This window comes from Cupriavidus sp. 21MJTG02-4, from assembly GCF_057798975.1.
Map to the genome: position 1 here is coordinate 209,919 of NZ_JBYOJP010000011.1, position 23,992 is coordinate 233,910.

23 protein-coding genes and 3 pseudogenes are annotated in these 23,992 nt (G+C 61.0%); 17 read left to right on the plus strand and 9 right to left on the minus strand.

The window, feature by feature from the left end:
* The first annotated feature begins 22 nt into the window (after positions 1-22).
* From AC3FKH_RS22030 to AC3FKH_RS22065, 8 genes are all read left to right on the plus strand, one after another.
* Positions 23-1,342: an MFS transporter gene (locus AC3FKH_RS22030; RefSeq protein WP_488677911.1), complete on the plus strand. Its 1,320-nt coding sequence runs from the start codon at positions 23-25 to the stop codon at positions 1,340-1,342.
* Positions 1,343-1,758: 416 nt separating this feature from the next.
* Complete coding sequence (locus AC3FKH_RS22035) at positions 1,759-2,652, plus strand: MurR/RpiR family transcriptional regulator (RefSeq protein ID WP_488677912.1); 894 nt, start codon at positions 1,759-1,761, stop codon at positions 2,650-2,652.
* 49 nt (positions 2,653-2,701) lie between these two features.
* Complete coding sequence (locus tag AC3FKH_RS22040) at positions 2,702-3,487, plus strand: transporter substrate-binding domain-containing protein (RefSeq protein ID WP_488677913.1); 786 nt, start codon at positions 2,702-2,704, stop codon at positions 3,485-3,487.
* Positions 3,488-3,521: 34 nt separating this feature from the next.
* Complete coding sequence (locus tag AC3FKH_RS22045; protein WP_488677914.1) at positions 3,522-4,904, plus strand: MmgE/PrpD family protein; 1,383 nt, start codon at positions 3,522-3,524, stop codon at positions 4,902-4,904.
* Positions 4,901-5,563: an amino acid ABC transporter permease gene (locus tag AC3FKH_RS22050; RefSeq protein WP_488677941.1), complete on the plus strand. Its 663-nt coding sequence runs from the start codon at positions 4,901-4,903 to the stop codon at positions 5,561-5,563. The genes AC3FKH_RS22045 and AC3FKH_RS22050 overlap by 4 nt, the downstream gene beginning before the upstream one ends.
* 3 nt (positions 5,564-5,566) lie before the next feature.
* A complete protein-coding gene (locus AC3FKH_RS22055) occupies positions 5,567-6,211 on the plus strand; it encodes an amino acid ABC transporter permease (protein WP_488677915.1) in 645 nt (214 codons plus the stop codon).
* A 38-nt stretch (positions 6,212-6,249) separates the two neighbouring features.
* On the plus strand, positions 6,250-7,014 hold the full coding sequence (locus AC3FKH_RS22060) for an amino acid ABC transporter ATP-binding protein (RefSeq protein ID WP_488677942.1): 765 nt from the start codon (positions 6,250-6,252) through the stop codon (positions 7,012-7,014).
* A gap of 99 nt (positions 7,015-7,113) precedes the next feature.
* Entirely contained in the window at positions 7,114-8,079 is a 966-nt protein-coding gene (locus tag AC3FKH_RS22065) for an agmatinase (RefSeq protein ID WP_488677916.1), read from the plus strand.
* Positions 8,080-8,375: 296 nt separating this feature from the next.
* On the opposite strand, the gene AC3FKH_RS22070 is transcribed toward AC3FKH_RS22065, so the two are convergent.
* Both AC3FKH_RS22070 and AC3FKH_RS22075 read right to left on the minus strand, forming a co-directional pair.
* On the minus strand, positions 8,376-8,765 hold the full coding sequence (locus AC3FKH_RS22070; protein WP_488677917.1) for a hypothetical protein: 390 nt from the start codon (positions 8,763-8,765) through the stop codon (positions 8,376-8,378).
* A 176-nt stretch (positions 8,766-8,941) separates the two neighbouring features.
* Complete coding sequence (locus tag AC3FKH_RS22075; RefSeq protein WP_488677918.1) at positions 8,942-9,964, minus strand: GlxA family transcriptional regulator; 1,023 nt, start codon at positions 9,962-9,964, stop codon at positions 8,942-8,944.
* A gap of 112 nt (positions 9,965-10,076) precedes the next feature.
* Here AC3FKH_RS22075 and AC3FKH_RS22080 point away from each other — a divergent pair, with 112 nt between their 5' ends.
* From AC3FKH_RS22080 to AC3FKH_RS22100, 5 genes are read left to right on the plus strand one after another with little or no spacing between them, the layout of a single operon-like run.
* Positions 10,077-11,126, plus strand: a complete 1,050-nt coding sequence (locus tag AC3FKH_RS22080; RefSeq protein ID WP_488677919.1) for an ABC transporter substrate-binding protein — start codon at positions 10,077-10,079, stop codon at positions 11,124-11,126.
* A gap of 15 nt (positions 11,127-11,141) precedes the next feature.
* A complete protein-coding gene (locus AC3FKH_RS22085; protein ID WP_488677920.1) occupies positions 11,142-12,194 on the plus strand; it encodes an ABC transporter ATP-binding protein in 1,053 nt (350 codons plus the stop codon).
* Positions 12,191-13,033: an ABC transporter permease gene (locus AC3FKH_RS22090; protein WP_488677921.1), complete on the plus strand. Its 843-nt coding sequence runs from the start codon at positions 12,191-12,193 to the stop codon at positions 13,031-13,033. The genes AC3FKH_RS22085 and AC3FKH_RS22090 overlap by 4 nt, the downstream gene beginning before the upstream one ends.
* The gene (locus tag AC3FKH_RS22095; RefSeq protein ID WP_488677922.1) at positions 13,030-13,818 is read left to right on the plus strand and encodes an ABC transporter permease; all 789 of its coding nucleotides are present in this window, start codon (positions 13,030-13,032) and stop codon (positions 13,816-13,818) included. Before AC3FKH_RS22090 ends, AC3FKH_RS22095 begins: the two co-directional genes overlap by 4 nt.
* A 39-nt stretch (positions 13,819-13,857) precedes the next feature.
* Positions 13,858-14,871 carry a proline racemase family protein gene (locus AC3FKH_RS22100; protein ID WP_488677923.1) on the plus strand — a complete coding sequence of 338 codons (1,014 nt, stop codon included), beginning with the start codon at positions 13,858-13,860 and terminating at the stop codon, positions 14,869-14,871.
* Positions 14,872-15,041: 170 nt separating this feature from the next.
* Here the strand turns inward: AC3FKH_RS22100 and AC3FKH_RS22105 are convergent, their stop codons facing one another.
* The 5 genes from AC3FKH_RS22105 to AC3FKH_RS22125 form a co-directional block, all read right to left on the minus strand.
* Positions 15,042-16,415, minus strand: coding sequence for an MFS transporter (locus tag AC3FKH_RS22105; protein WP_488677924.1), 1,374 nt, complete (start codon positions 16,413-16,415; stop codon positions 15,042-15,044).
* A 228-nt stretch (positions 16,416-16,643) separates the two neighbouring features.
* On the minus strand, positions 16,644-17,267 hold the full coding sequence (locus AC3FKH_RS22110) for a pyridoxamine 5'-phosphate oxidase family protein (protein ID WP_488677925.1): 624 nt from the start codon (positions 17,265-17,267) through the stop codon (positions 16,644-16,646).
* 2 nt (positions 17,268-17,269) lie between these two features.
* Entirely contained in the window at positions 17,270-18,634 is a 1,365-nt protein-coding gene (locus AC3FKH_RS22115; protein WP_488677927.1) for an adenylosuccinate synthetase, read from the minus strand.
* A gap of 2 nt (positions 18,635-18,636) precedes the next feature.
* On the minus strand, positions 18,637-19,101 hold the full coding sequence (locus AC3FKH_RS22120) for a RidA family protein (RefSeq protein ID WP_488677928.1): 465 nt from the start codon (positions 19,099-19,101) through the stop codon (positions 18,637-18,639).
* Positions 19,102-19,256: 155 nt separating this feature from the next.
* Positions 19,257-20,039 (minus strand): AraC family transcriptional regulator, encoded by a 783-nt coding sequence (locus AC3FKH_RS22125; protein WP_488677929.1) that lies wholly within the window; start codon positions 20,037-20,039, stop codon positions 19,257-19,259.
* 137 nt (positions 20,040-20,176) lie between these two features.
* Between AC3FKH_RS22125 and AC3FKH_RS22130 the strand changes: the two genes are divergently transcribed.
* Both AC3FKH_RS22130 and AC3FKH_RS22135 read left to right on the plus strand, forming a co-directional pair.
* Positions 20,177-21,037: an alpha/beta hydrolase gene (locus AC3FKH_RS22130; protein WP_488677930.1), complete on the plus strand. Its 861-nt coding sequence runs from the start codon at positions 20,177-20,179 to the stop codon at positions 21,035-21,037.
* A 187-nt stretch (positions 21,038-21,224) separates the two neighbouring features.
* Entirely contained in the window at positions 21,225-21,578 is a 354-nt protein-coding gene (locus AC3FKH_RS22135) for a hypothetical protein (RefSeq protein WP_488677932.1), read from the plus strand.
* Positions 21,579-22,060: 482 nt separating this feature from the next.
* Here the strand turns inward: AC3FKH_RS22135 and AC3FKH_RS22140 are convergent.
* Both AC3FKH_RS22140 and AC3FKH_RS22145 read right to left on the minus strand, forming a co-directional pair.
* A pseudogene (locus AC3FKH_RS22140) lies at positions 22,061-22,186 on the minus strand (DNA-binding protein); the annotation flags it as partial.
* A gap of 477 nt (positions 22,187-22,663) precedes the next feature.
* Positions 22,664-23,194, minus strand: coding sequence for a hypothetical protein (locus AC3FKH_RS22145; RefSeq protein WP_488677933.1), 531 nt, complete (start codon positions 23,192-23,194; stop codon positions 22,664-22,666).
* 65 nt (positions 23,195-23,259) lie between these two features.
* On the opposite strand from AC3FKH_RS22145, the pseudogene AC3FKH_RS22150 reads away from it, so the two are divergent.
* Together AC3FKH_RS22150 and AC3FKH_RS22155 are read left to right on the plus strand one after the other, a co-directional pair.
* Positions 23,260-23,427: pseudogene (locus AC3FKH_RS22150) on the plus strand (IS3-like element ISAzo10 family transposase); the annotation flags it as partial.
* A gap of 369 nt (positions 23,428-23,796) precedes the next feature.
* Positions 23,797-23,992 (plus strand): annotated as a pseudogene (locus AC3FKH_RS22155) (acyl-CoA dehydrogenase family protein); the annotation flags it as partial.

Here is a 23,992-nt window from a genome sequence, read left to right on the forward strand (position 1 = left end):
CTACGCGACAAAAGGAGATGCAATGGCAGCAGCGCAGCCAACAGAGATGGCCGCATCGAAGCCAACACGCTACCGATGGTTCATGGTGGGCCTCGCATTCATTGCGATCGTGACGAACTACATGGACCGGGCAAACCTGTCCGTAGCTCTACCCTATATGAACGCGGAACTGAATCTCTCTGGCGCAGAATCCGGAATTATCCTGGGAGCTTTCTTTTGGACCTATGCCGCGTTTCAAATCCCGGCCGGCGCACTTGTCGACCGCCTGGGCGCCCGAGTGGTATTTGCGGCAGCGGTAGTCTGGTGGTCGACGTTCACGATTGCAACAAGCTTCGTCCGGTCCAGTGCCGGGCTGCTCGGTGTCCGTCTGATGCTCGGCGTGGGGGAAGCTGGCGCGTTCCCCGCGGCAACCAAGTTCGTCGAACGGTGGTTCCCACCGACCGAGCGAGGGCTGGCGACCGGCATCTATGACAGTGGTGCGCGGGGCGGTACGCTAATTGCGATTCCGTTGTGCACGGCAATTATCGCCGGATTCGGATGGAAGGCCTCGTTCATTGTCACAGGTCTGATCGGATTCCTTTGGACAGCGGTATGGTTGCTCACTGCGACCGAGTTTCCGGCGCAGAGTCGGTTCGTGAACAAGGCCGAAGTCGAGCATATCAACCACGGCGAATCGGACGAGCACCTCTCGTCGGTACGCATCAAGTGGCGATCGCTGCTGAGATCGAAGACGATCTGGGCGATGTCTCTTGGGTTTGCATGTCAGAGCTACGTGATCTACTTCTTCATTACCTGGTATCCCACATACCTCGTCAAAGAGCGCGGGTTTTCGCTTCTGCAGCTAGGCTTCATCGGGATTCTGCCCGGCCTGCTTGGACTAGTAGGCTCCTGGGTGGGTGGTTGGGCCTCCGACAAGATTGCAGAAACCCGCTATGGTCTCAGCTTTGGACGCAAGATCTGCATCGTCGTCGGTATGTCGTTGAGCGCGACGATTGGACTGGCAGGCATCGTTCCGCAGGCATGGTTCGCCCTTGCGCTCCTGTCGATCGCGTTTTTCGGCGTCTCCGCTGCGACTTCCGCGATTCTTGCACTACCTGCCGACGTATCGCCTCGGGGGTCGCGCTCGATCGTGGGTACGATCGCCGGATTCCAGAACTGCGTCGCAAACTTCGCGGGCCTTGCCAGCCCGGTTGTCATTGGCTACCTCAAAGACCGGACCGGCTCATTCACGCCAGGGTTGGTGTCCGCATCTATCGTCGCCCTCGTCGGTTGCCTCATCTACATCTTTGCATTGGGTCCTATCAAGGCTGATCTCTTCGAGCACGCAATCGAAGACCGCTAGCCGATCAATCTCCACAAGCCTCTCCGCCTTTATCCCACCTCTGCCGTGTTCCCAGCATCCCGGTAGATCACTCACGCCACCCTTCAGCAACGACCAAAGCAAGTCGGCCGATCACTTCGTGCCATAAGCGACTGCATCGGTCGCGTGCCGCACCGCGACGAGCTCACCGTCGACGGCCCCGTCCACAACTGAGCGCTGCACAACCTCGACGCTGCAATGCTCCTGCGGACCAAAGATCTATGGACCATCGGTCTTATACGGCACATTGGATCAATTTTGATCCAGCCCGCGGCGCCCTTGCGCGTTCCCCCCCAGCAAATCAAAGGCTTAGCAGGTAAACCCTTACACGAATTATTGACCCAAATGACCCATTATCATCTATCAATGACTCGTCTGAACTACACTCGACTCACACCATGAACCGCGCAACGAAAGTGGAATACTCAACGATCATCACCCTCCTGAAGGAACAGCTGGACGTCATGCCGAAGCAAGAGCGGCAGGCTGCCAAGTTCGTGATGGAAAGCCCTCAGGAAGTGGCTGTGATGTCAATGCGTGATCAGGCTCGGATGGCTGGCGTTCCGCCGTCCACCATGACGAGACTTGCAAAGCGTCTGGGCTTCGCCGGCTTTGACGATATGCGGCAGGTATTCATTGACTCGGTCCGCTCCAGAAGTCCGGCGTACGGCGGACGCGTAGAAGGATTGATCGAACTGAACCGTCGCATTGGCGAACATGCACTGGTCCAGGACATGGCGAACAACGTCATCTCGCATATTCAGTCAATTTGCTCGGAAGCAAATCTGGCCGCCATTGTCCGGTCCGCTCGACGGCTCGCGGCTGCCCGAAACATCTACTCGCTCGGCGTACGCTCGTCCTATAGCGTTGCCTTTCAGTTCGCTCACGTCGCAGCGTACTTTGCCCGTAATGTCCGGCTGGTCGAAGGGGCGGGTGAAAGTGGTGCGATGACAATCATCAACCAGGCGGGCGTCGGCGATGTCGCGCTAGTCTGCAGCATGCCCAGATATGCCCGCCGCGCAGTGACACTCGCCAATTTTCTACATCAGCAGGGCGTGGCGATCATTGCCATCACGGATAGCCCAGCATCCCCGGTCGCGCGCTTCGCTAGCGAAACCATCATCGTCAGAAACGAAGCACCCTCGTTCTTCGACACAGCTACTCCAGCTCTGCTAGTCAGCGAGATTCTTGTGGCGCTGCTTTCTGCCAAGAGCAAGGGTGACACGCGTAAGGCTGTGACTGAGAACGAGCAAAAGCTAATCGGTCTCGGGGAATGGTGGGACATCAGTTGACGTCCCTATCCTCAAACATCAACGCCCTGCCCCTACAGGAGACATCACCATGAAGCTGCTCAATCCGCTCGTCATTCTTCCGCTCGCTATAGCAATGCTCCCCGCCTCGAATGCTGTTGCCGGTGAAGCGCTTGCGCGCATTCAGCAACAGAAATCCATCCGCGTGGCAGTGCCGGTCGACTACCCACCTTATGGCTTCGTCGGCGGTGACATGCAGCCAAAGGGGCTTGATATCGACATGGCAAAGCATATTGCAGACAAGCTCGCAGTGAAGCTGGAGTTGGTGCCGGTCACGGCACCCAATCGAGTGGCCTACATCCAGACAAAGAAGGCCGACCTGACTATTTCTTCGCTGGGGAAAACCGCAGAGCGCGAGAAGGTGATCGACTACAGCATCGCTTACGCCCCCTTCTTTGATGCGGTATTCGGCGCGAAGGCCCTTCAGGTCAAGAACTTCGAGGAGATGGCCGGAAAGACCGTGGCCGTCACGCGAGGATCCATGCAGGACAAGGAACTTGAGGAGCTGGCACCGAAAGCTGTTCCCAAGCGCTTCGATGATAACAATGGCTCAATTTCGGCGTTCCGGTCAGGCCAAACTCAAATGGTTGCCATTGGAACGACAGTTGTTGCCGCCATCAAGCAGCGAGATCCGTCGCTCGATATCGAGCTGAAGGCAATCCTGTCGAATGCTCCCTGCTACATCGGGATGGGCAAGAACGAAGCCGAGCTACGCACCAAGATCAACGACGTCATCCGCCAAGCCAAGGCCGACGGGACCATCGACGGGCTATCGAAGAAATGGCTGGGCGCCTCCGCTGGACAACTCCCCGAGTAAAGGCCCGGATGAACGAGATCAGGAAAGGTTCGTGATGTCGCAAGCCCCCACTTCGGCTCTGGCAGCACTAGCAAACTGGTGTGCCACCGTGAGCGCCGAAATCATCCCGGCCGAAGTCTGGCACGTCGCCGAGCGTTGCCTCATCGATACGGTTGGCGTCGCTTTGGCCGGCGCGGCCACCACTGTCGCAGAACACGCCCGGCACCTCGCGGTCGAAAGCAGTCGCACCGGACATGCCCGGATTGTGAGCCACACGGAAAGTGTTTCGCCGGATGCAGCCGCTTTCGCGAATGGTACGGCGGCCCATGCCCTGGACTTTGATGACAACAGCTATGCGGGCTTCGTCCACGGCTCCGCCGTGATCGCCTCTGCCGCCATTGCGATGGCTCAGTCTAACGGCTGCTCCGGACGAGAACTTCTGACAGCCTTCATCGTGGGCTCGGAGTGCGAGTATGCGCTTGCGATGGCCCTCGGCGCGAACGTCTATGAGGCGGGATGGTGGACCAGCGGTGTATTTGGCGTGATCGGCGCATGCGCCGCGGCAAGTCGGGCGCTCCATCTCGACGCTAACCGAACGCTCAACGCTATGGCCATCGCCCTCTCCGGGGCTGGTGGAGTCAAGGCATGCTTTGGCACGGACGCCAAGCCCCTGCTTGCGGGCAAGACGGCTCAGGCGGGTATACAAGCTGCAATGCTTGCCCGTCTCGGCTGCACCGGCCCCGCCGACATCCTGCAGCATCCAAGCGGGATGGCTCTCTTCGGCAGCAACCAAGTACAGTCGACAGCCTTTGACAGGCTGAGCGATGCCTGGCGGTTGACGTCGCCCGGTATTGATGTCAAGCGGGTGCCGGTCTGCCTCTCGTCGCATGCTGCGATCGACGCTGCGCAAGCGCTCGTTGCAAGGCATGGCATCCGTCATGAGGACATTCAGTGTATTGAGTGCGACGTACCGCCGATCGTCGTGGCGAATCTCCGGCACGTGCTACCTGCGACACGTCAGGCGTCGCAATTCAGCATGGACTACGCCATAGCCGCCAGCTTGTTGCACGAACAGATCACACTGCGTCTTCTCGATGACAGCAGCGTTCGCACCGCTCCGGGGCTCGTTGCGTTGATGAAAAAAGTCACCATGGAGTCGAGTCGACGTTGGGATGCCAAGACCCTCGAGCTGGCACCCGAGGGCGCCTGCGTGCGGATCACCTGCCGCAATGGGCGCATCTACGAGCACTTCCAGCCAAAGCCTATTGGCTCCGCATCGCTTCCGCTCTCGATGCAGCAACTGCACGAAAAGTTCATGTCCTGCGCAACGCTGTCGATCTCTCCCCAGTCAGCGAAGCAACTGCTCAATCAATTGTCCGGGCTCCCTGCCATGAACAACGTTCAGGCGTTGCTTCTCGGGAGCGATAACGAGGTCTGAAGATGGAATTCGATTTTAGTGCGGTACTAAAGCAGTGGCCGACGTTGTTGAACGGCCTGTGGATGACCTTGTTGATTACGGCCGTCTCAGCTCTGCTCGGAACCCTGCTCGGCATTGGCTGCGGCTGGGCTAGAGCCAAAGGGCCGGCGTGGGCAAAGTGGCTGGTGGGCGGTTACGTTGAGCTGATCCGCAATACGCCGTTCATCGTGCAATTGTTCTTCATCTTCTTCGGTCTCCCTCCCTTGGGGATCAAGCTTACTGCCTTGACCGCCAGCCTCCTGGCCAACGTCGTCAATCTCGGGGCGTATGTCAGCGAGATCGCAAGGTCCGGCATCGAGGCGACGCCCCGAGGTCAGCTAGAGGCGGGACAGAGCCTGGCGTTGTCGCGTTGGCAGATATTCAGTCGGGTCGTGTTGCCGCCGGCTCTGAAGAAAGTATGGCCGGCACTGGTGGGGCAGATCATCATCATCATGCTGGGATCGGCCGTCTGCAGCCAGATTTCGATGGATGAGCTTTCTTACAGTGCGAATCAGATAGCGAGTAACACATTCCGAAACTTCGAGGTCTACATCGTTGCTGCCCTTATGTATCTCCTTCTCGCCATGTTCGTCAGGCAGGCGCTGAACTGGCTCGGCCTTCGGCTCATTTTTGGACGCTAAGCCATGTACGAGTTCTCCTTCGTTGATATCGCACGGAACCTCGCGCTAGCAATGCGCTGGACCGTTGGTCTGTCGTTGATAGCCTTTCTTGGTGGCGGATTGCTCGCCGGCATCCTGGTCCTCCTTCGCCTTACCGGCGGTACGCTTGCCAGCCGCCTGGTTGGTGGTTACGTTCAGGTATTCCAAGGCACGCCGCTGCTCCTGCAGCTCTTCCTTGCCTACTTTGGCCTCGCGCTGATCGGCCTTGAGACGACAGCCCTGCTCGCCGCATCTGTCTGCCTGATCTTCTATACGGCCGCATATCTGAGCGAAATCTGGCGAGCCTGCGTCAAGGCCATCGACAAAGGTCAATGGGAGGCTGGAGCGAGTCTCGCGCTCTCGTTCGGCGAACAGATGCGCTTTGTCATCTTGCCTCAAGCGCTCCGGCTCGGTATTGCGCCGACTGTCGGTTTCCTCGTCCAGGTTGTCAAAGCGACCGCCGTCACATCGGTGATCGGATTCGTGGAGATGACAAGGGCCGGACAAATGATTACCAATGCGACATTCCAGCCCTTTACCGTCTACGGATGTGTCGCTCTCCTCTACTTTGCAGTCTGCTTCCCGCTGTCGGCTTGCAGCCGCACGCTGGAGCGCCGGTTCCGTCGCTAAGGATGACCAACATGCATGCCACTGCCGTGATCGAAGAAATGATCGTGCCCGCCTCACAAGACCAGACCGCCGACGGCGTTGTCAGCATCAAGGCCCTTCGCAAAAGCTTTGGTACCAACGAAGTTCTCAAAGGAATTGATCTCTCCATCGCCCGCAAGGAAGTCGTCTGCATCATTGGCAAGAGCGGTTCCGGGAAAAGCACCCTGCTCCGATGCATCAATGGACTGGAAGTCTTTCAGCAAGGGGCGATCGCTGTTGATGGCCGACCCCTCAAGCACGATGACCACAAAGCCATGCGTGAACTGCGCCAGCACGTTGGAATGGTCTTCCAGAACTTCAACCTGTTTCCGCATCTGACGGCGGCGCAGAACGTGATGCTGGCGCCGCGTCTGGTCAGGCAAATGCCCAAGGAACAGTCGAGCGCCGATGCGAAACGGCTTCTGGAGCGGGTAGGCCTTGGCGAACGCGCAGACCACTACCCCGATCAATTGTCTGGAGGTCAGCAACAACGCGTTGCCATCGCTCGGGCGCTGGCCATGAATCCCGCGGTACTGTTGTGCGATGAGATTACGTCCGCGCTGGATCCCGAACTGGTTGGCGAAGTGCTTGCCGTTGTAGAGGGATTGGCAAAAGATGGCATGACCCTGATCATGGTGACGCACGAGATGAACTTTGCGCGCAAGGTGAGCGACCGCGTCATCTTTATGCACCAGGGCAAGGTACATGAGATGGGACCGCCTGACCAACTCTTCTCATTCCCATCGACACCCGAACTGCGGCAGTTCCTTTCCAGCATCCACTGAATACTCCTCTTCCGTTGACATTATGTGGTCTGCCGTTGCGTGCGGCGGTTGGCCACCGTTCGCCCGCGATTCCGGCACCCTTGCAGTATGGAGAAAATCATGTCCTTTCCTCTCACAGTCCCCCCGTCGAAAAAGCATCAGAGCTTCCTGTGGTCGCCGATCTGCACTGATCTGGATAAACTCGATGCGCACGTCGCGATCCTGGGGATTCCGTATGGCCAGGCCTACTCTGCGGATCACATCAGCAATGACCAGAGCAAGGCACCCGATGCTGTGCGTGCCATGAGCGATCGCATTTGTCGAAATCTTAATCATTACGATTTTGACGTCGGCGGGCCGATCTATGACAACCGCGCGCTCAAAGTGGTCGACTGCGGTAACGTTCCCGCTGATCCTCAGGACCTGAGTACTCACTCGCAAAGGGCAGAACAGGCAGTTCGAAAGATTCTCGATGCTGGGGCGCTTCCCATAACGCTAGGTGGTGACCACGGGATTCCCATTCCGATTCTGCGCGCATACGAGGGGCGTGGCCCAATCACACTGATCCATATCGATGCTCACCTGGACTGGCGAGACCACGTCAATGGAGTGCGAGATGGCCTGTCCAGTCCGATTCGACGCGCCTCCGAGATGGATCACGTCAACGAGATCTTCCAGATCGGCCTGCGCGCCCAGGGCAGCGGCCGCCCGGAAGAGTACGAGGCGGCCGTCGCCTATGGCGCGCACCTCTACACGGCCTATGACGTTCACGAGAACGGCATGAAGTCTGTACTGGATGACATTCCCGATGATGGCAACTACTACCTGACGATCGACGCCGACGGAATCGACCCTTCGGTGATGCCTGCTGTGGCCGGGCCCGCCTTGGGTGGCATCACATACGTGCAGATGCGCCAGTTGATTCACGGTCTCGTGAAGAAGGGACGGGTCGTCGGCATGGATATCGTCGAAATTACGCCGTCGACGGACGTCAACAACATCAGTTGCATTGCAGCAGGGCGGCTGATGGTTAACCTGATCGGGGCAGCGGTCCGAGCCGACTACTTCGATGCTCCCAAGCTTTAATCGACAGCCGCTCGAGGGGAATGCGCACCAAGGGACCGGGTGGGTCTGCGACGGTGCGCAACGATTTGCTCATCTCTATTTGAGGTCATCGTACTTTTGGTGCGAAATCTGGCGGTAGCTCGCTGGGGAACCGCATGCAGCTAGGCTTCATGGCCGCTTGCACTTTGTGAGGCCGGGTTTCGTGCAAGCCATTGATCCATATAAATTTTGGCTTCCTATCCGCCAGATACGATCACCCCTGGAGGCGCGTCGGCACCGGTCAGGCGCCGCGTGCGGGCGTGAGTAACGTGACCCGCTCAGGCCCCGTCGAGGAAGGGGCTGCGCCGGCCAAGGCGGGTGCCGAGCGCATCGGGCGCTAGGCTCATGTTGGCCGGATCGATGCCCTGGCCCGGGCCGCGGGCCACAGTCGGATCGATCGGTGCGGGAACTATGCCCGACTGGTTCGGCTGTGCAGCCGTCTGTGCGTAGGTATTGCCGCCGGCTGTCGGGCTGGTTAGCGCCGGTGCTGCCTGAACTGCCTGTGCGCCTTGCATCGGCTGGGCTGCAGGCGCAGTCGGCTGGATGGATTGCATAGGCCCTGACGTCGGCTGGGTCGGCTGAATGGACTGGGCCTGCTGCGCGAATAGCGGGTAGGACGCGAACATCGCGCCAGCCATCAATAGGGATTTCGCCAGATGTTGCTTCATGCGATTACCTCCTGGAATAGCCTACAGGCATGGGAGTAATCACTGTAGCGGCGCGGCGTCTGACATTCTGTTCGATTTTGCAACGGGCATTTACGAGGCTTGCCATCGGGCCAGTGAGGCGCTATTCGCACGCGCGGGCCGCGCGAAAAACACGCGACCTCAGGCGCCAGACGGCCTTACGCCCCCCCCAAAGCGCCACCGCGCCGTTTGAATTCGCGCGGCGTCAGGCCGAAGCGCGCGCGAAAATCGCGCGAGAAATGCGCGCCGTCGGAGAAGCCGCAGTCCAGCGCGATCTGCGTGATGTTGCTGTGGCCGTTCTGCAGCAACCAACTGCCGTACTCCAGCCGCAGCCCACGCTGGAAGCTCATTGGCGACATGGCCAGCGCCTCGTGGAAAGCGCGTTCGAGCTGGCGGCGCCCCAGCCCCACATAGCGCGCGATGGCATCGAGCGACGGAGGATTGTCGATGCGCTGCTCGATGAAGTGCGCGGCCTGGCGCACGCGCGAATCCTGGATGTGGGTCAGGTCGGCGTAGAAATGAGCCTGCGGGAGCTTGGCCGGACGCATTCCCTGCAGCATCATATGGCGCACCGCCTGCTGCGCCTTTTCGCGCCCGCAATGCCGCGCCACCAGGTACAGGCCGAGGTCGATGGCAGCGGTTGAACCCGCGCAGGTGATCAGGTCGCCCTCGTCCACGAACAGGTGGTCCACCACCGCGCGTACCTGCGGAAAGCGCGCCCGGAAAGCGTCGAGCACGTTCCAGTGTACGCAGACCGTGCGCGAACCAATGATGTCGGCCTGCGCCAGCGCAAAAGTGCCGGTGCAGATGCCGAGCATGCGCACGCCACTGGCGGCGGTCTGCTGCAGCCAGTCGCGCAGCGCCGGCGGCATGTAGGTGTTGGGGTAATCGTTGCCGCCGCACACCGCGATGTAGTCAAAGCCGGTCGGGTCATCGGGCAATGCGCCCGCGACCTCGATCGCAAAGCCCGCGCTCGACGTACGCGGCCGCCCGTCCATGCTCATCACCCGCCACGCAGTGTGGATCTGCCGGCTGCGCCCGCCGTGGTCGGCGGACAGGCGCAGCACATCGATCAGACCTGCAAAGGCGGCAAGGGTGAACTGGTTTAGCAGCACGAAACCGACACTCAGCTCGGGTTTACCCGCGCCAGTCTTCGGTGTATCCGGAGAGGTCATCAGCATGACGCAATTATTCAAGTTTTTGTCGACGACTTGCAAGAGGCGGAATGCCCGTTACGCCCACAATGCCTCCACAGCCTGAGACCACAGAATTCCACCTCAAGGGGAGCAGCAAATGGGACTGGAGACACGCACCACCCTCGTCGGCGCCGCACTGCTGGCCGCCACTTTCGCCACTCCGGCCTACTCGCAGAGCGGCAAGCTGACCGTTGCCATGTACGGCGGCAACTGGGGAGACGCCTTTCGCAGCTGCGTGGCGGAGCCCTTCACCAAGGCAACCGGTATCGCCGTGACGCCTGAGATCGGCACCTCCACGACCACGCTGGCCAAGCTGCAGCAGCAGAAGGCCGCGCCGACCATTGATGTGGCCTGGATGGATGGCGGCATCAGCGAGCTGGCGCTGCAAGCCGGCGTGGTCGACAACCTCGATGGCGCGGCCATTCCGAATCTGAAGAATGTCATCAGCAAGGCGCTCTATCGCCAGGGATCGACCAACTATGCGGTGGGCACGGGCTACTACTCGCTGGGCCTGACGTACAACACGCGTGAGGTCAAGCAGCCGCCGACCAGTTGGAAGGACCTGTGGAATCGCGAGTATGCCGGAGCGGTGACGGTACCCTCGCCCGCCAATTCCTCGGGCGTACCCTTCGTCATGTTCATGGCCCGCGTATGGGGCGCCGACCCGGCCAATCTCGCGCCAGTGTTCCAGAAACTTGCGGCGCTCGACACGGCACTCTTCTTCGACAGCTCGGGCGCGGCCACCAATGCTTATCAGAGCGGCGAGGCGGTAATCGGCGCGCACTTCAATGTGGGCGCCTGGGACCTGATCGACAAGGGTGCCCCGATCGGCTTCGTGGTGCCTAAGGAAGGCGCATGGGCCACTGATGCCCGGCTGCACCTGGTCAAGGGGGCGCGCAACAAGGCCGCCGCGGAGAAATTCATCAATACCGCGCTGACGCCTGAGGTCGCCGCCTGCCTCGCCACCCGCTTGTACCTGGGTCCGGCCGTGCAAGGCGTGCAGGTGCCCAAGGACGTGGCGCGCAAGCTGCCGTGGGGCGCTAACGGCTCAGTGGACAGCCTGACCCTGTTCGACTGGAGCACGATCAACGCCCGGCGCACCGAAATCACCGATGCATGGAACCGCCGGGTTGCCCGCAAGCGCTGAATGCAGGAGACCAAGATGACTGCCCTCTTGACCGTCGACGCGCTGTGCAAGGCATTTGGCGCATACCAAGCCTTGGACAGGGTTTCGTTGGAGATCGGCCACGCTGAATTTATCGCGTTGCTCGGGCCGAGCGGCTGTGGCAAGACCACACTGCTGCGTGCGATCGCCGGGTTCCTGCAGCCGGACAGTGGCCGCATCGTCATCGATGGCCAGGATGTCACCGCGCTGCCGCCGAACAAGCGTCTGCTCAATACGGTGTTCCAGAACTATGCCCTGTTCCCGCATATGACCGTGCTGGAGAACGTCGCCTACGGGCCGCGGCGCCAGGGCGCTGGTCGGGATGAGGCCAGGCGCCGTGCCCTGGAAGCGCTTGACATGGTCGGCCTGACCGCGCTGGGCGAGCGCTATCCGCGCGAGATGTCAGGCGGTCAGCAGCAGCGAGTAGCGCTGGCACGCGCCATCGTCAACCGGCCGCGCCTGTTGCTGCTCGACGAGCCGCTTTCGGCGCTGGACATGAAGTTGCGCAAGCGGATGCAGCTGGAACTGAAAGACCTGCAGCAGCAACTCGGCATCGCCTTCGTATTTGTCACGCACGACCAGGAGGAGGCCATGGCCATGGCAGACCGCATCGTGGTGATGAATGCCGGCCGCATCGAGCAGTGCGGCGCCGGCACGGAGATTTACCGCGCCCCTGCCACCCGTTTCGTGGCTGAGTTCATCGGAGACGCCAACCTCCTGCCGTGGGAGGCCGCCGGTGCGGGATCCATCCGCCTGTCGATGCAGGATGCACATCTGCCGGTGACCGCCGTCAATGGCACTGAGCGCGGGCTGGCGGTGCTGCGCCCGGAACACCTGAGTGTGGCCCGCGCCGATGCGCCGGGGGGCCTGGATGGCACGCTGGTCGATGTCATCAGCTTGGGCAGCCATACGCTGCTGCACGCCAACGTCGGCGGACAGACGCTGGTAGCGCGGACCATGGGGCTGCCCGATGCAGCGCTGGAGCGCGGCAAGCCGATCCGGCTCGCGTTCGACCCCGCCAACCTGCACCTCATCGGAGATGCGGCATGAAACGGCTGCAGATCACGCCGGCGCTGATGCTGGCGCCGCCGCTGGCCTTTTTTTTGGCGTTCTTCCTCGCACCGCTGGCGGTCGTGCTGATTGCCAGCGTCACCGGCGGCCAGCCGTCTGCGGTGACGTTGTCCAGCTATGTGCGCGTGCTGGCGGACCGCTACCACTGGGACGTCATCCTGGTGACCTTCCGCATCGCCTGCCTGACCACACTGTTCTGCCTCTTGCTGGGCTACCCGCTCGCATGGTACCTGGTTCGCATCGTGCGCTGGTCCGCGTGGCGGCGCGTCTGCGTCATCCTGCTGGTGGTGCCAATGTTTACCAGCAACATTGTGCGCTCGTTCGGGTGGATGGTCCTCCTGGGTCGCAACGGGCTGGTCAACCATGCGCTCATCGAGACCGGACTTGCCGAGCGACCGGTGCGCTTCCTCGGTACCGAGACCGGCATCCTGGTCGGCATGGTCTACGTGCTGCTGCCGTTCGTGGTGCTGGCCGTTGGCAATGCTTTGGCACGGGTCGATCCGGCCTGCGAGCAGGCCTCGGCCGACCTCGGCGCGAGCCCGCTTGCCACTTTCCGTCATGTCACCTTCCCGCTGACCCTTCCAGGCGTGGTAGCAGGAGCGATCATGGTGTTCACCCTGGCGGTCAGCGCCTATGTCACGCCTGCCTTGCTGTCGGGCGGCCGCATCTCGGTGCTGTCGATGCTGATTTTCCAGCAGTACAGCACCGTATTCGATATCCACTACGGCGGCGCGCTCAGCATCGTACTGTTGGTCTTCACGCTGGCGATGGTGGCCATGGCCGGCCGCGTCGGCGAACACCGGGGGATTGCGCGATGATCGCCGCCCTACTCATTCGCATTGTCTCTTGGACAGTGCTTGGCTACCTGGCACTCCCTCTGGTGGTGATCCTGGGCAGTTCCCTGACCGCGTCCGCTTTCCTTGCCTTCCCGCCAGAAGGCCTGACGCTACGCTGGTACCACCAGATGCTGGCTGAGCCAGACTACGTGGCCGCTTTCACCACCAGTACGGCATTGGCACTGGCGGCGACCGCCGCAGCGCTGGTGCTGACCGTACCCGCCGCGCTCGCTGTCGCTCGCTACAATTTTCCGGGCAAGCGTGCCCTGACATCGATGCTGATGTCGCCGCTGGTCCTCCCTCATATCGTGCTCGGCGCAGCCTTATTGCAGTTCGGCGGCTATTTCGGCCTGACACGCAGCTTCACCTCGTTGCTGATCGGCCATACCGTGATCGTCGCACCGTTCGTGCTGCGTGCCACCTTGGCACTGATGACGCCCGAGCAAAAGGCTCTAGAAGAGGCGTCCGGTGACCTCGGTGCCAACGCGTGGACTACGTTCTTCCTCGTCACCCTGCCTCAGATCCGCGCTGGCATCGTGACGGGATCGATCTTCGCCTTCATCTCTTCCTGGATCAACGTCGAGCTGTCGATTTTTAACACAACCGCCGACCTCAACACGATTCCGGTGAAGCTCTTCAACTATGTGCAATACACCATCGATCCGACCATCGCCGCCGTGTCGGGGGCGACCATCGTGGTAGCCGTTGTCGCCATCACCATCCTGGACCTCACCATCGGCCTGGACATGCTGTCTGACCGAAAGTAATTCCCAATCGGCATAACCTCACTGCAAGGAGCCTTAGCCATGCGCAAGCAGGACGCATTCGACGTTATCTATACCCATACCGAAGGGGAACCCCTTTGCATCGTCCACAGCGGCATCCCCTATCCGGCCGGATCCACCATTCTGGAAAAACGCGCCTTCCTGGAAGAGCACTATGACTGGCTGCGCAAGGCCCTGATGCGCGAGCCGCGCGGCCACAAGGACATGTTTGGCGTGTTCCTCACGCCGCCGTCGAGCCCCGAGTATGACGCAGGCCTGATCTATATCGACGGCACAGAGTACTCGCACATGTGTGGCCATGGCACCATCGCCGTAAGCATGGCCATGGTGGCGCTGGGCCTCGTGCGCCGCGGCGAGGGCGGCATCACCCGCATCCGCTTCGAGACTACCGCTGGCCTTGTGGTGTCTGAAGTTGCCTCGGACGGCGACAAGGTGCTGTGGACGCGCTTCGAAAACGTGCCCGCCTACGTCGCAGAGCAGGACATCCCCGTGCACCTGCCGGGCTACGGTGACCTCAAGGCAGACTTGGTCTGGGGCGGCAACTACTTCGGCATTGTCGACCTGTCGCCCTGCGCGCTGCGCATCTCGCCGGACAACGGCACCGAACTCTCGCGCCTGGGCATCCTGGTGCGCGAGCAGATCAAGGAAAAGCTGCGGATCCAGCATCCGACAGAAGCGCACATCAACAACCTCAACTTCGTGACCTTCTGGCACCAGCCAACGATCGAAGGTGCCTTCTACAAGAACGTGCATGTGTTCAGTGCTGGGCAACTGGACCGTTCGCCTGGGGGCACAGGCACCAGCGCGATGATGGCGATGTTCGAGGCGCGCGGCAAACTTGGCATGAACCAGCCCATCCTTTCCGAGGGGTTGCTGGGCAGCGGCACGTTCGAAGGCTGCCTGCTCGGCGAGGTAAGCCTGAATGGCACGCGTGCGGTGCGCCCGACCGTCAAGGGCACGGCCAGCATCCTGGGCACAGCCCGTTGGCTGATTGATCGCAACGATCCGGTAGGCGCGGGATTTCTGGTGCGTTGATGCTTTTGATTGTGTCCCGCCTGTTCAGGGCGGGACACTGCACCTTGCCAGACCGGCTTCTGGGCTATCCGACTAGCGCAGGGAAGCGATTTGAGAATCCTGGTGCGCGTCGTTCATCACTGCAATAGCCGCAGTGCGTTCCCACGCGTCGACAATGTGGTCTGAACAAGTCACTCCGCTATGCTCTCCAGCGCCCGCCCTCGTGTTTCGATGCCGAATTTTGCGACGATCACCGCCGCGGAAAGAAAGCACAGCGCGCCCAGGCAGAACACGCCGGCTTGACCAGCAATGGGCAGTACAAGTCCAACCAGCGTAGGCCCCAGCAACGAACCGAAGCGGCCCACCGTCGAAGCGAGCCCACATCCGGATGCCCGCGCACGGGTCGGATAGAGTTCCGGTGTGTAGGTATAGAGCACAGCCCACATACCGAACATAAAGAACTGCATTAGGCCGCCCGACAAGAACAGCAACGCGGTGTCCGCGGAAGAGCCGGCGATCTTCCCATAGAAGAACACGGCGCAGGCACCACCCACCAGCGTCGCGACGCAAGCCGGTTTGCGTCCCCAATGCTCGACAGCGAATGCCGCGCATAGAAAGCCAGGAATGCCGCCAATGGAGATATACACGGTATAAAGCACGGACTTGGTGACATCCATCCCGGACTGCTGCAGTAGCGCGCCGATCCACGTGTTCAAGCCGTAGAAGCCAAGCAGGGCAAAGAACCACAGTCCCCATACGGTGAAAGTCCGGCCCCGGTACTCGGAGGACCAAAGCACGCGAATGCCTGACACTTCCGGCTCCGCATTCGAAAGTGATGGTGCGATTTCCGGCAAGGTAGTCAGCTTCAATCCACGCATGACGCGCTGCTCTATGCGCTCGACAATCGCCGATGCCTGGTCGTGCCGCCCCTTCGATTCAAGCCAGCGCGGCGACTCGGGTACATACCGGCGAACGACAAACAAGAACAGCGCCGGAATGGCGCCCAGCAGAAACATGGTTCGCCAGGTATAGGCGTTCAGCACGTAGTACGACATCAGGCCCGCACAGATGAAGGCTATGGGCCAGTTCCCGTCCATCAAGGCCAGGTACTTGCCGCGCTGGCGCGCCGGAATGAATTCCGACATCAGCGTCTGCGCCAGCGGCAGTTCCATGCCCATGCCAAGTCCAAGCAGAAGCCGATAGGCCGCAAGCGCCTGTGGCGTGTCTGCCGTCGAGCACAGATAGCTGCCGACACCCCAGATGATCATGCTGACCTGAAATACCGGCTTGCGCCCGAACCGGTCGGCCAGGATGCCAGAGCTCAGCGCCCCGATCCCCATGCCAACGAAGCTGGCACTCCCGAGCATGCCGGCCTGGGCAGCAGTCAACCCGAACTCGGTACGAATCGATCCGAGCAGGTAGGTCATCATGGCCAGGTCGAGGTTATCGAAGAAGAATGCCAGGGCGATGATTGCGAACAGTGAACGGTGATAGCCACACACGGGCAACCTTTCCAATCGGTCGCCGGTGCGCACGCGCATCAGCTCGATAGGGGTGAGCTTCATATTGTCTCCAGTCGTTTTTGGGCCAGCGCGTATGCGCGCCAGCTACATTCGATAGCGCAATGTCGCGATACCAATCGCTACTCTGGCGCGGGATGGGGGATGAGGCGCGCGCTGGAATGCCAAGCTCTGTCTCGCAGATGCCATCAGAGCAAACTGATCCGCGAACGAAAAAAAGAGGTGCTTGCGCACCTCTCCGAACACGATCCAGCTCAGCCGGCTTGGCTGGCGTCAGCGACCAAACCGATGTGGGTCGAACGCTTCCGCGGGCAACCCCGATAGCGTTGCGCCGGCGTCAAACGGATATCGCAGATACGGCGCCTTGGGCTGGCCCGGGGGCGAGTACTGGCCATCGGCAAGAATCCGCTTCTTGGCGCTCATCTCGCGAATCTCACATCGATAGGCAACGATCTGGTTGGCGGCACCGTCCTCGATCGGCGTGTAATCCTTCTCGGGCCGGAACTTGTCGAGCGCCTGGTACTGGTGTGCGCGCACCTCGTCCGTCGTGTCGCGCAGCAACACTTCACAGCGCGCGATCACGCTGTAATACTCGAGGCTCGTGTTCTGGCCCTTCGGTGCCTTGAGCAGTGCGATTGGACGGTCGACTTCGATGGTGACGCTCGGGTTGGCACGGATCGCAGCCGCAAGCTTTCCGAACCGGGAGCTGTGGATCAGGAATGCATCACCCGTAAAAGTGAAGCTCTGCGCCGTGACATACGGATATGGCGTGTCATGAACCGCGACCCGGCATATTAGTTCGTCGCGCAGGAACGCTTCAATCGCAGCCCAGTCGGTCCAGGCGAGGTCCATGCGACGCATGGCGCAATCGAGATAGGGAGGAATGGTCCCGGTCATCTTCAATCCTTGTCGGGTTGTTTCATCATCAGCATCTGTTCGCGCCGTGGGCCAATTCCGGCACCTCGCAGCGGCACCGTGATGGCGTCTTCCACGAGCGCGAGAAATGCGAGCAATTCGGGAGGAAATGGCATGTTCGTGTCTTGCGGTATCGCGTCGGCGTCGAAGGCCGGCAGATGGAGACAGACGGCATCGCCCTCCCCTTCACGACCGACGATCACGGGAATGGTTCTGTCGCGAGAGAATGAGAAGGCGGCGAGGCTATCGCACTTGTTGAGGAAGACCTCGTCGACGCCAAACTGCTTCACCGTCAGCCTGAGCTGGGCCAGGTCCAGCCGGCCTATACGGCGCGGTCTTCCGGTCCCGGTGCCATACTCGTTGGACCAGATGCGAAGCGCCACGCCGACGTCAAACTCATCGCCCGCGGCAAGCAGCGCGCGTACATCGATCCCTGCCGCCTCGTCGTCCCGGCCCAGTCCCTCTCGCGCCGAACCGGCACAGTAGCGTTCCGATCGCTCGCCGCCGAATTCGCCAGGGAGAGGACCATCGCCCACGCGCGACACAATCGCCTTGGCCACGCCGACGGTCTTGCGATGAAACTTGCAGGGCAGATCGCCGCCCACGTAGGCATATGAGGGAAGCGTGTGGCTGGATGTGACCCATGGCTGCTGGCCATGCAATACATCGAGCATGACGGACTGGGCGCCTTCGAACAGGACCCGGGCGCCACGCTCGACACGATTCGTCAGCCACAGCGGATCGTCCGACACGAACTCGCGAATGACTTCCCACGCGGCATGCATGCGCTTCGCTGAAGCGGATCGTTCGGCGTGACCTGGCCACGGCGCAGCCCTGTTCAGCAGCGTGATGACGCCGGCGGGATCGCTTGCCAGATCCCGCAACTGGAACGCACATCGCTCCCCGTCACGAACCCGCGCGGCGAGATCCGCATAGCATGGGCCAATGCCGTTACCGGTGGTGCCGATCTCGCGGCCATGAAGGCGGTCCTGCGCAATGTGAACCGGCTGTACCAGGGGACACCGGTCGCTGATGCTGAGACGGCCAGACAGATCGACCCCAAGAGATGCGAGCACCCCGATCTCTTCAGCCAGTTGTTCGAGGCTGATCACACAGCCGGACCCGACATACAGCGCGACATGCCCGTGCAGTACGCCGGAGGGAACTTGCCTCAGCCGCACTTCGCCAGTGGCAGTGGCAATGGTGTGGCCCGCATTCACGCCACCATTGAACCGCGCCACGATATCATAGTCGGCTGCGAGCAGGTCGACCACGCGCGCCTTGCCTTCGTCCCCGTACTGAAGCCCGATCAGCACATCTGCATACCCGGTTTCTTTGGGTGCGAGCATGGTCAATCGCCCAGGACGAACGTCGCTTCGATCTCGACAGGCGCGTTGAATGGCAGGCTGGCCACGCCCATGGCCACGCGGGCATGGCGCCCCTTCTCGCCGAACACTTCGTTGAGCAAACCGGAAGCGGCATTGATGACCAGTGGCGCGTCATGGAAGCCTGCATCAACGGCAACATAGCCACCGATACGAACGATTCCCTGGATCCTCTCGAAATCGCCATCGGTAGCGGCTGCAACCCAGCCCAGCAAATTGGCGAGGCAAAGCCGTGCGGCTGCCTGGGCATGCTCCAGCGAGATGTCGCCGGGAACCTTGCCGACATACTGTGGCTTGCCGCCCGCCAACGGCAGCTGCCCTGAAACCGTCAGGAAGCCGTTGTGAATCGTGTAAGGAACGTACAGGGCCTTTGGGACTTCCGTGACGGGCAGGATGATTCCCGCCGCCTGAATGCGCTCAAGAACTGACATGCTGATAACTCCACGATAGGGAAGAGAGCTGACGTCACGCGCCAGGCGCGCATGACGTCAGTCCCTTGACTGTGCCCGATGGTGGAATCGAGGGCCGGTGCAGCGACGCCAGTTGTTGTCGCGCAGATGCCAAGTTCTTCAACAGCCGGCGCGATTCATCCGCCTGGCGATTCCCGGAAGTACTCGGTCGGCGACATGCCGAGTGCGCGACGGAACATCGCACTGAACGCACTGGGACTCTCATAACCCAGTTGCAACGCGATGTCCGTGACGTGACATCCCTCCGCCAGCAGCCGGACGGCTGCCATCAACCTCGCCTGCTGCTTCCAGCGGCTGTAGGTGAGCCCGGTCTCTTCGGGAAAGAGCCTGATGATGGTGCGCTCGCTAGCGCCGATGGACTGACTCCACTCCTGCACCGATGTCTCATCGGCAGGGTCCTCGAGGATGCGCTCGCAGATCTTTGCCAGCCGCTGGTCCGTGGGCATGGGCAGATGAAGGGGCACGATCGACAAAGGCCTCAGTTCCTGCAGCAGCAGCTTGACGACGAGGTTGTCGCGGCCCTCGTCGTATGCCACCGGCATGCGCACGACTTCGGATATCAGCTCCCGCAGCAGCGGTGGTACAGCGACGACGCAACACGTCTGCAATTCCTTCGGAATGGCATCTTCGCGAATGTAGATGGTACGCATCTCGACGTCGCCGCAGGCCTGCATGGCATGGCTGACGTTGCATGGCACCCAGACAGCGCGCTGCGGAGGCACTACCCAGCAGCCATAGTCCGTCGACACGGAAATCGCGCCAACGTAGGCATAGATGAGTTGCCCTCGGGGATGGGAATGCGTGTCGATGTAGAAGCCGTTCGCGAGCTTCCTTGCCATGCCGCCGACAGGCTGGTGAATGGCCTGGTAGTCATCCCGATTCTCACTCTTTCCAAACATGGCGTCTCCGCGATAGTGCTTGGCATCTCCTGGCGCGCGGGGCGTCACACGGAAACGTATCTTTGTCAGGCGCTAGCGCGCTTCGTAACGTCAAAGGTGAAATCGCAGGAGCGGTTCCACAGTCTGGAGTGAATTTAATGTCAGTGTACCGAAACTTCAATCAGGATGAACTGGACCAGCAGTACAACGTCCGGGCCGGAATTCCCGGCTTCCAGGACATCTTCCATCGATGGACCAAGGTCAGTGAAGCGTTTCGCGGCGCGCACCGTGTCAAGCAGGGACTTGCATACGGGTCGCAACAAAAGCAGACGCTCGACTTCTTTCCCGCAGCGACCAAAGGCCGTCCGCTGCTGGTCTTCATCCACGGCGGCTACTGGCAGTCTCTGGATAAATCCGACTTCAGCTACATCGCCGCGCCTTACCTGAAACGCGATATCAATGTCGCGGTGGTCAATTACCGACTGGCACCAGACGTCGGTATGACAGAGATCGTTCGCGATAATCGCGAAGCCGTTGCGTGGCTGTATCGTAACGCGTGCGACCTCGGCGATTTCGACGCCAACAGGATCTTTGTATCCGGACATTCGGCGGGTGGCCATCTGACGGCCATCCTCGCTGGCACGGACTGGGCCGGACTTGGCGTGCCATCGAACGTCCTCAAGGGCGGCTGCGCAATCAGTGGTCTGTATGACCTTGAGCCGATCCGGCTCTGCTACCTGAATAAGGTGGTGCAACTGACGCCTGCCGAAGTTGCGGCCTTCAGCCCCGTCATGCATCTGCCCAAGGTCAGGCTGCCGATGCTCCTCACCGTTGGCGGAGACGAATCCGCTGAGTACCACCGGCTACAGGCAGAATATCAATCCTTGCTGGAGGCAAATGGCTTTAATGTCGGGATCGTAGAACAAAGGGGCGGGCATCACTTCGATGCGGTAGACCTGCTCGGCGATAGTGACGGACCTCTCGCCGCCGCGGTAATACGCATGATCGAGGGCGCCTAAACGTCAATCGCACGCACCGTGTCCGAACTGGGCCGGCAAGATCGAAGGCTACGGCCGCAGATCGATCCGCGGCCGTAGCCGAGATAACCGACATCTCATACCCAAAGGCCGGCCGGGATTCGCAAGTATGTGAGGCGTCACATATTTGCGAATCCCGGCCGCCGCACGCCTCGGCGAGCACCCGGTTTTGAACGACGTCCTGTCCAGCTGGGATAAGCTCAAAAAGGTACGCGATACCGGCCCAGAGGCCGCCAACTGGGCCATGGCCTGTGACGTGATCGCCCACTGCCGAGCCCAGGTAGCGCTCGGCGCTACGGAGACGCCGGTGCGGGACGCCAGCGCACGCCTGTTCAAGGACAGCAAGCGCATTGAGTCTCTGGTGCCTTGCCTCGATGTGCTGTTGGCAGGCAACGTCGAGGACGATGCGCGCCCGGAAGCCGAGGTGCTGCAGGAGCTCGGCCTTTACCGCGAGCCGCAGCCAGCGCGTCTGGCCGGCAACATCGTGGTCCGCCGGCAGCGTGGCGCCTTCCCGCTGGACTGACCCTACGGCGCCCTGCCGCCGTCCACAGTGCTGGGTCTCGCGTCCGTGCCAAGCCAGGTCCTGACCATCGAGAACCAGACCACGTTCCATGTATGGGCGCGCCAGCACTGTGACTCCGACGTGCTGTGCCTCTACACCGCTGGCATGCCCTCGCCTGCCTGGCGGGCAATGTACCTCCGCTGCTCTCCGACCTCCCCGTTTCCACTCCAGTGCTGCACTGGGGCGATATCGACGAAGGCGGCTTTCGGATCGCCGCCTTCCTGAGCCGGTGTGCGGCCGAGGCCGGCCACGCCCTGCTGCCTTGGAAGATGCGTCCCGCGGATGTTCCTGAGTCGCTGCGCCGGCAGGCACCGATCTGCCCCTTGAGTCAAATGGTCAAATACGCCGGCGAGGCCCCCATGGAACGACATAGCGCACGAGTTGGCGGAAGCTAAGCTTGTCGCCGAGCAAGAGGGCAGATCGCTTGCAACGCATCACGTGCCCGCCTGCCAAATGGTCTGCCCGGCCCCGGCCGCAATGTCCTTCAACGCATCCGCCAAGTCGGGATGGTCGATGGTGACGCGCGTGCGCCCGCGCAGCTTCTGCCAGAACGCCTGCAGCACCTCAGCGCTCGGCGCACGTGCTGTTCTTGCGCGCCCGCATGCGTGGTCCGCTATGATGAACTCACTAATCACAGAGGGAAGGCGCCATGGCTTCAAAACTGATCCACTACATCGTGAGTAGACGCTTTCAAGACGTGGTCGGACGCGGTATCGAGCGAGCCGTGGCCATGACGCGTGCGTCAGGTCTGACTCCGGCAGGCGATCCGAACATCAAGCCGAGCACTGGTCCCACGACGACTGTCATCGTTGAAGCTGTCCCTTCCGCAAAGACTGTTCGCAAGATTTGCGCGACACCGCGTCGCGGGCACTCCTCAGACGATCCTATTGTTGTTTGAGGCGCTCGGCTCGCCAGGGGCGATTGGCATGTGCGGCCGGCCACGCGCCGCTAGCTCCCCCGCTAGGCCCCACATTTTTTGCCTATTCCGTATCGTTGCAACGCTATGCAATTTGACATAGTCGGTGCTATGTCAAAAACAGCGGCCTTCAGCGTAGGAAGCTACCGTTCAGATTTGCTAATGGAGGTACGCGGCCCAGGAACTGCCGGTGACTGAAGGACATCGCCGTAGAGCTACACCGCGGTCCTGAGGAAAGATTGTCTAACGGCGGTCGAGCGTGGTGGTCGCTCACGGAAGACGCCACCGCACGCGCATGTTGATGTACGTCATGATCGGCATATTCATAAACGACATCGCGGTATGTGGCCGTCCAAGAGCCGTTGGAGTTCGGCGGACGCGGATGGAAACCGCGAGGCGTCCGGTAATAGTCGAAGTACATTTCAACGATGGAGCGAAGCACCGGATCGGGAATCTTGGCGGCATCCTCCAGCGTCTCGGGGAGGATACGCGGCCCTGGCGCCGGAGCCCCCTTTTCGGCGTCTGCCCACCGCTGCTGGCTCATCTGTTCCAACGCACTTGTACGTTGTTCTCGATTCATCTTGTCGAAATAGCCTTTCGACATCACGCGAAGCACGTCATACATGCTAGCGGTCACGATGGCCTTGATGCGCTTGTCCACGAGACCGCGCGGAGAAATTCGAAGTTGAAGCACGGAGATCGCCGGCCCAGGCCCCCCGCGGCAGAATCTTGGACCGGGCGGTAGCACGGTTGTTACCCCCGGAGAGTGCGGCGGTGGAAGTGGTTTCAAGGGAATTGGGTGTGGCAGTGGCCAGGCTTGAGCGCTGGCGTGCGGACGCTATGTCCATGCCCGCTCGCGAGCGGGCATGGATCGCGGCGGCCAGGTTTGACTCGAGCGTCAGGAACACTTTTAAGGTTGCAGAACTTCCTTGGCCAGCGCAGTAGGTCCCAATGCTGACCTCCATCAAATCCGAGGCTGCTAGGTATGCCTTCGGCGGCGCCGCGCCTTTGTTCCTGTCAGGCGCCGTCCCCAAATTCTAGAGCAATGCCGCCACGCCGGCACAGCCGTAGCACTCTATGACTCAACGCTCCCACCAATGCGTCCCTGCCGGCTCATATCCGCCCAATGTGACGGCAGCCGATCCAGTGCCGCATGTCTGATTCACATATGTGAATTCCGACTTCCGACCAAGCCGACCTTGAACCATTATCGGGTGTACACCGCGCGGCGCTCCGAGCCCGGCAGTTTTCAAGGAGACCATCTTGTCATCCCAACCAATCAGGTTCACCGTCAATCCCCCGGCCCCTAGCATAGCGACGCTTCGCAGCGAAGTAAGGGAGTTCCTTCAACAGGCGCAAGACCAAGGCATGTTTCGCAGCTCCTCCCACGGCTGGGCGGTCCCCGATGCATCCTTCAGTGAAGCGCTTGGCCAGCGCGGCTGGATTGGCATGACATGGC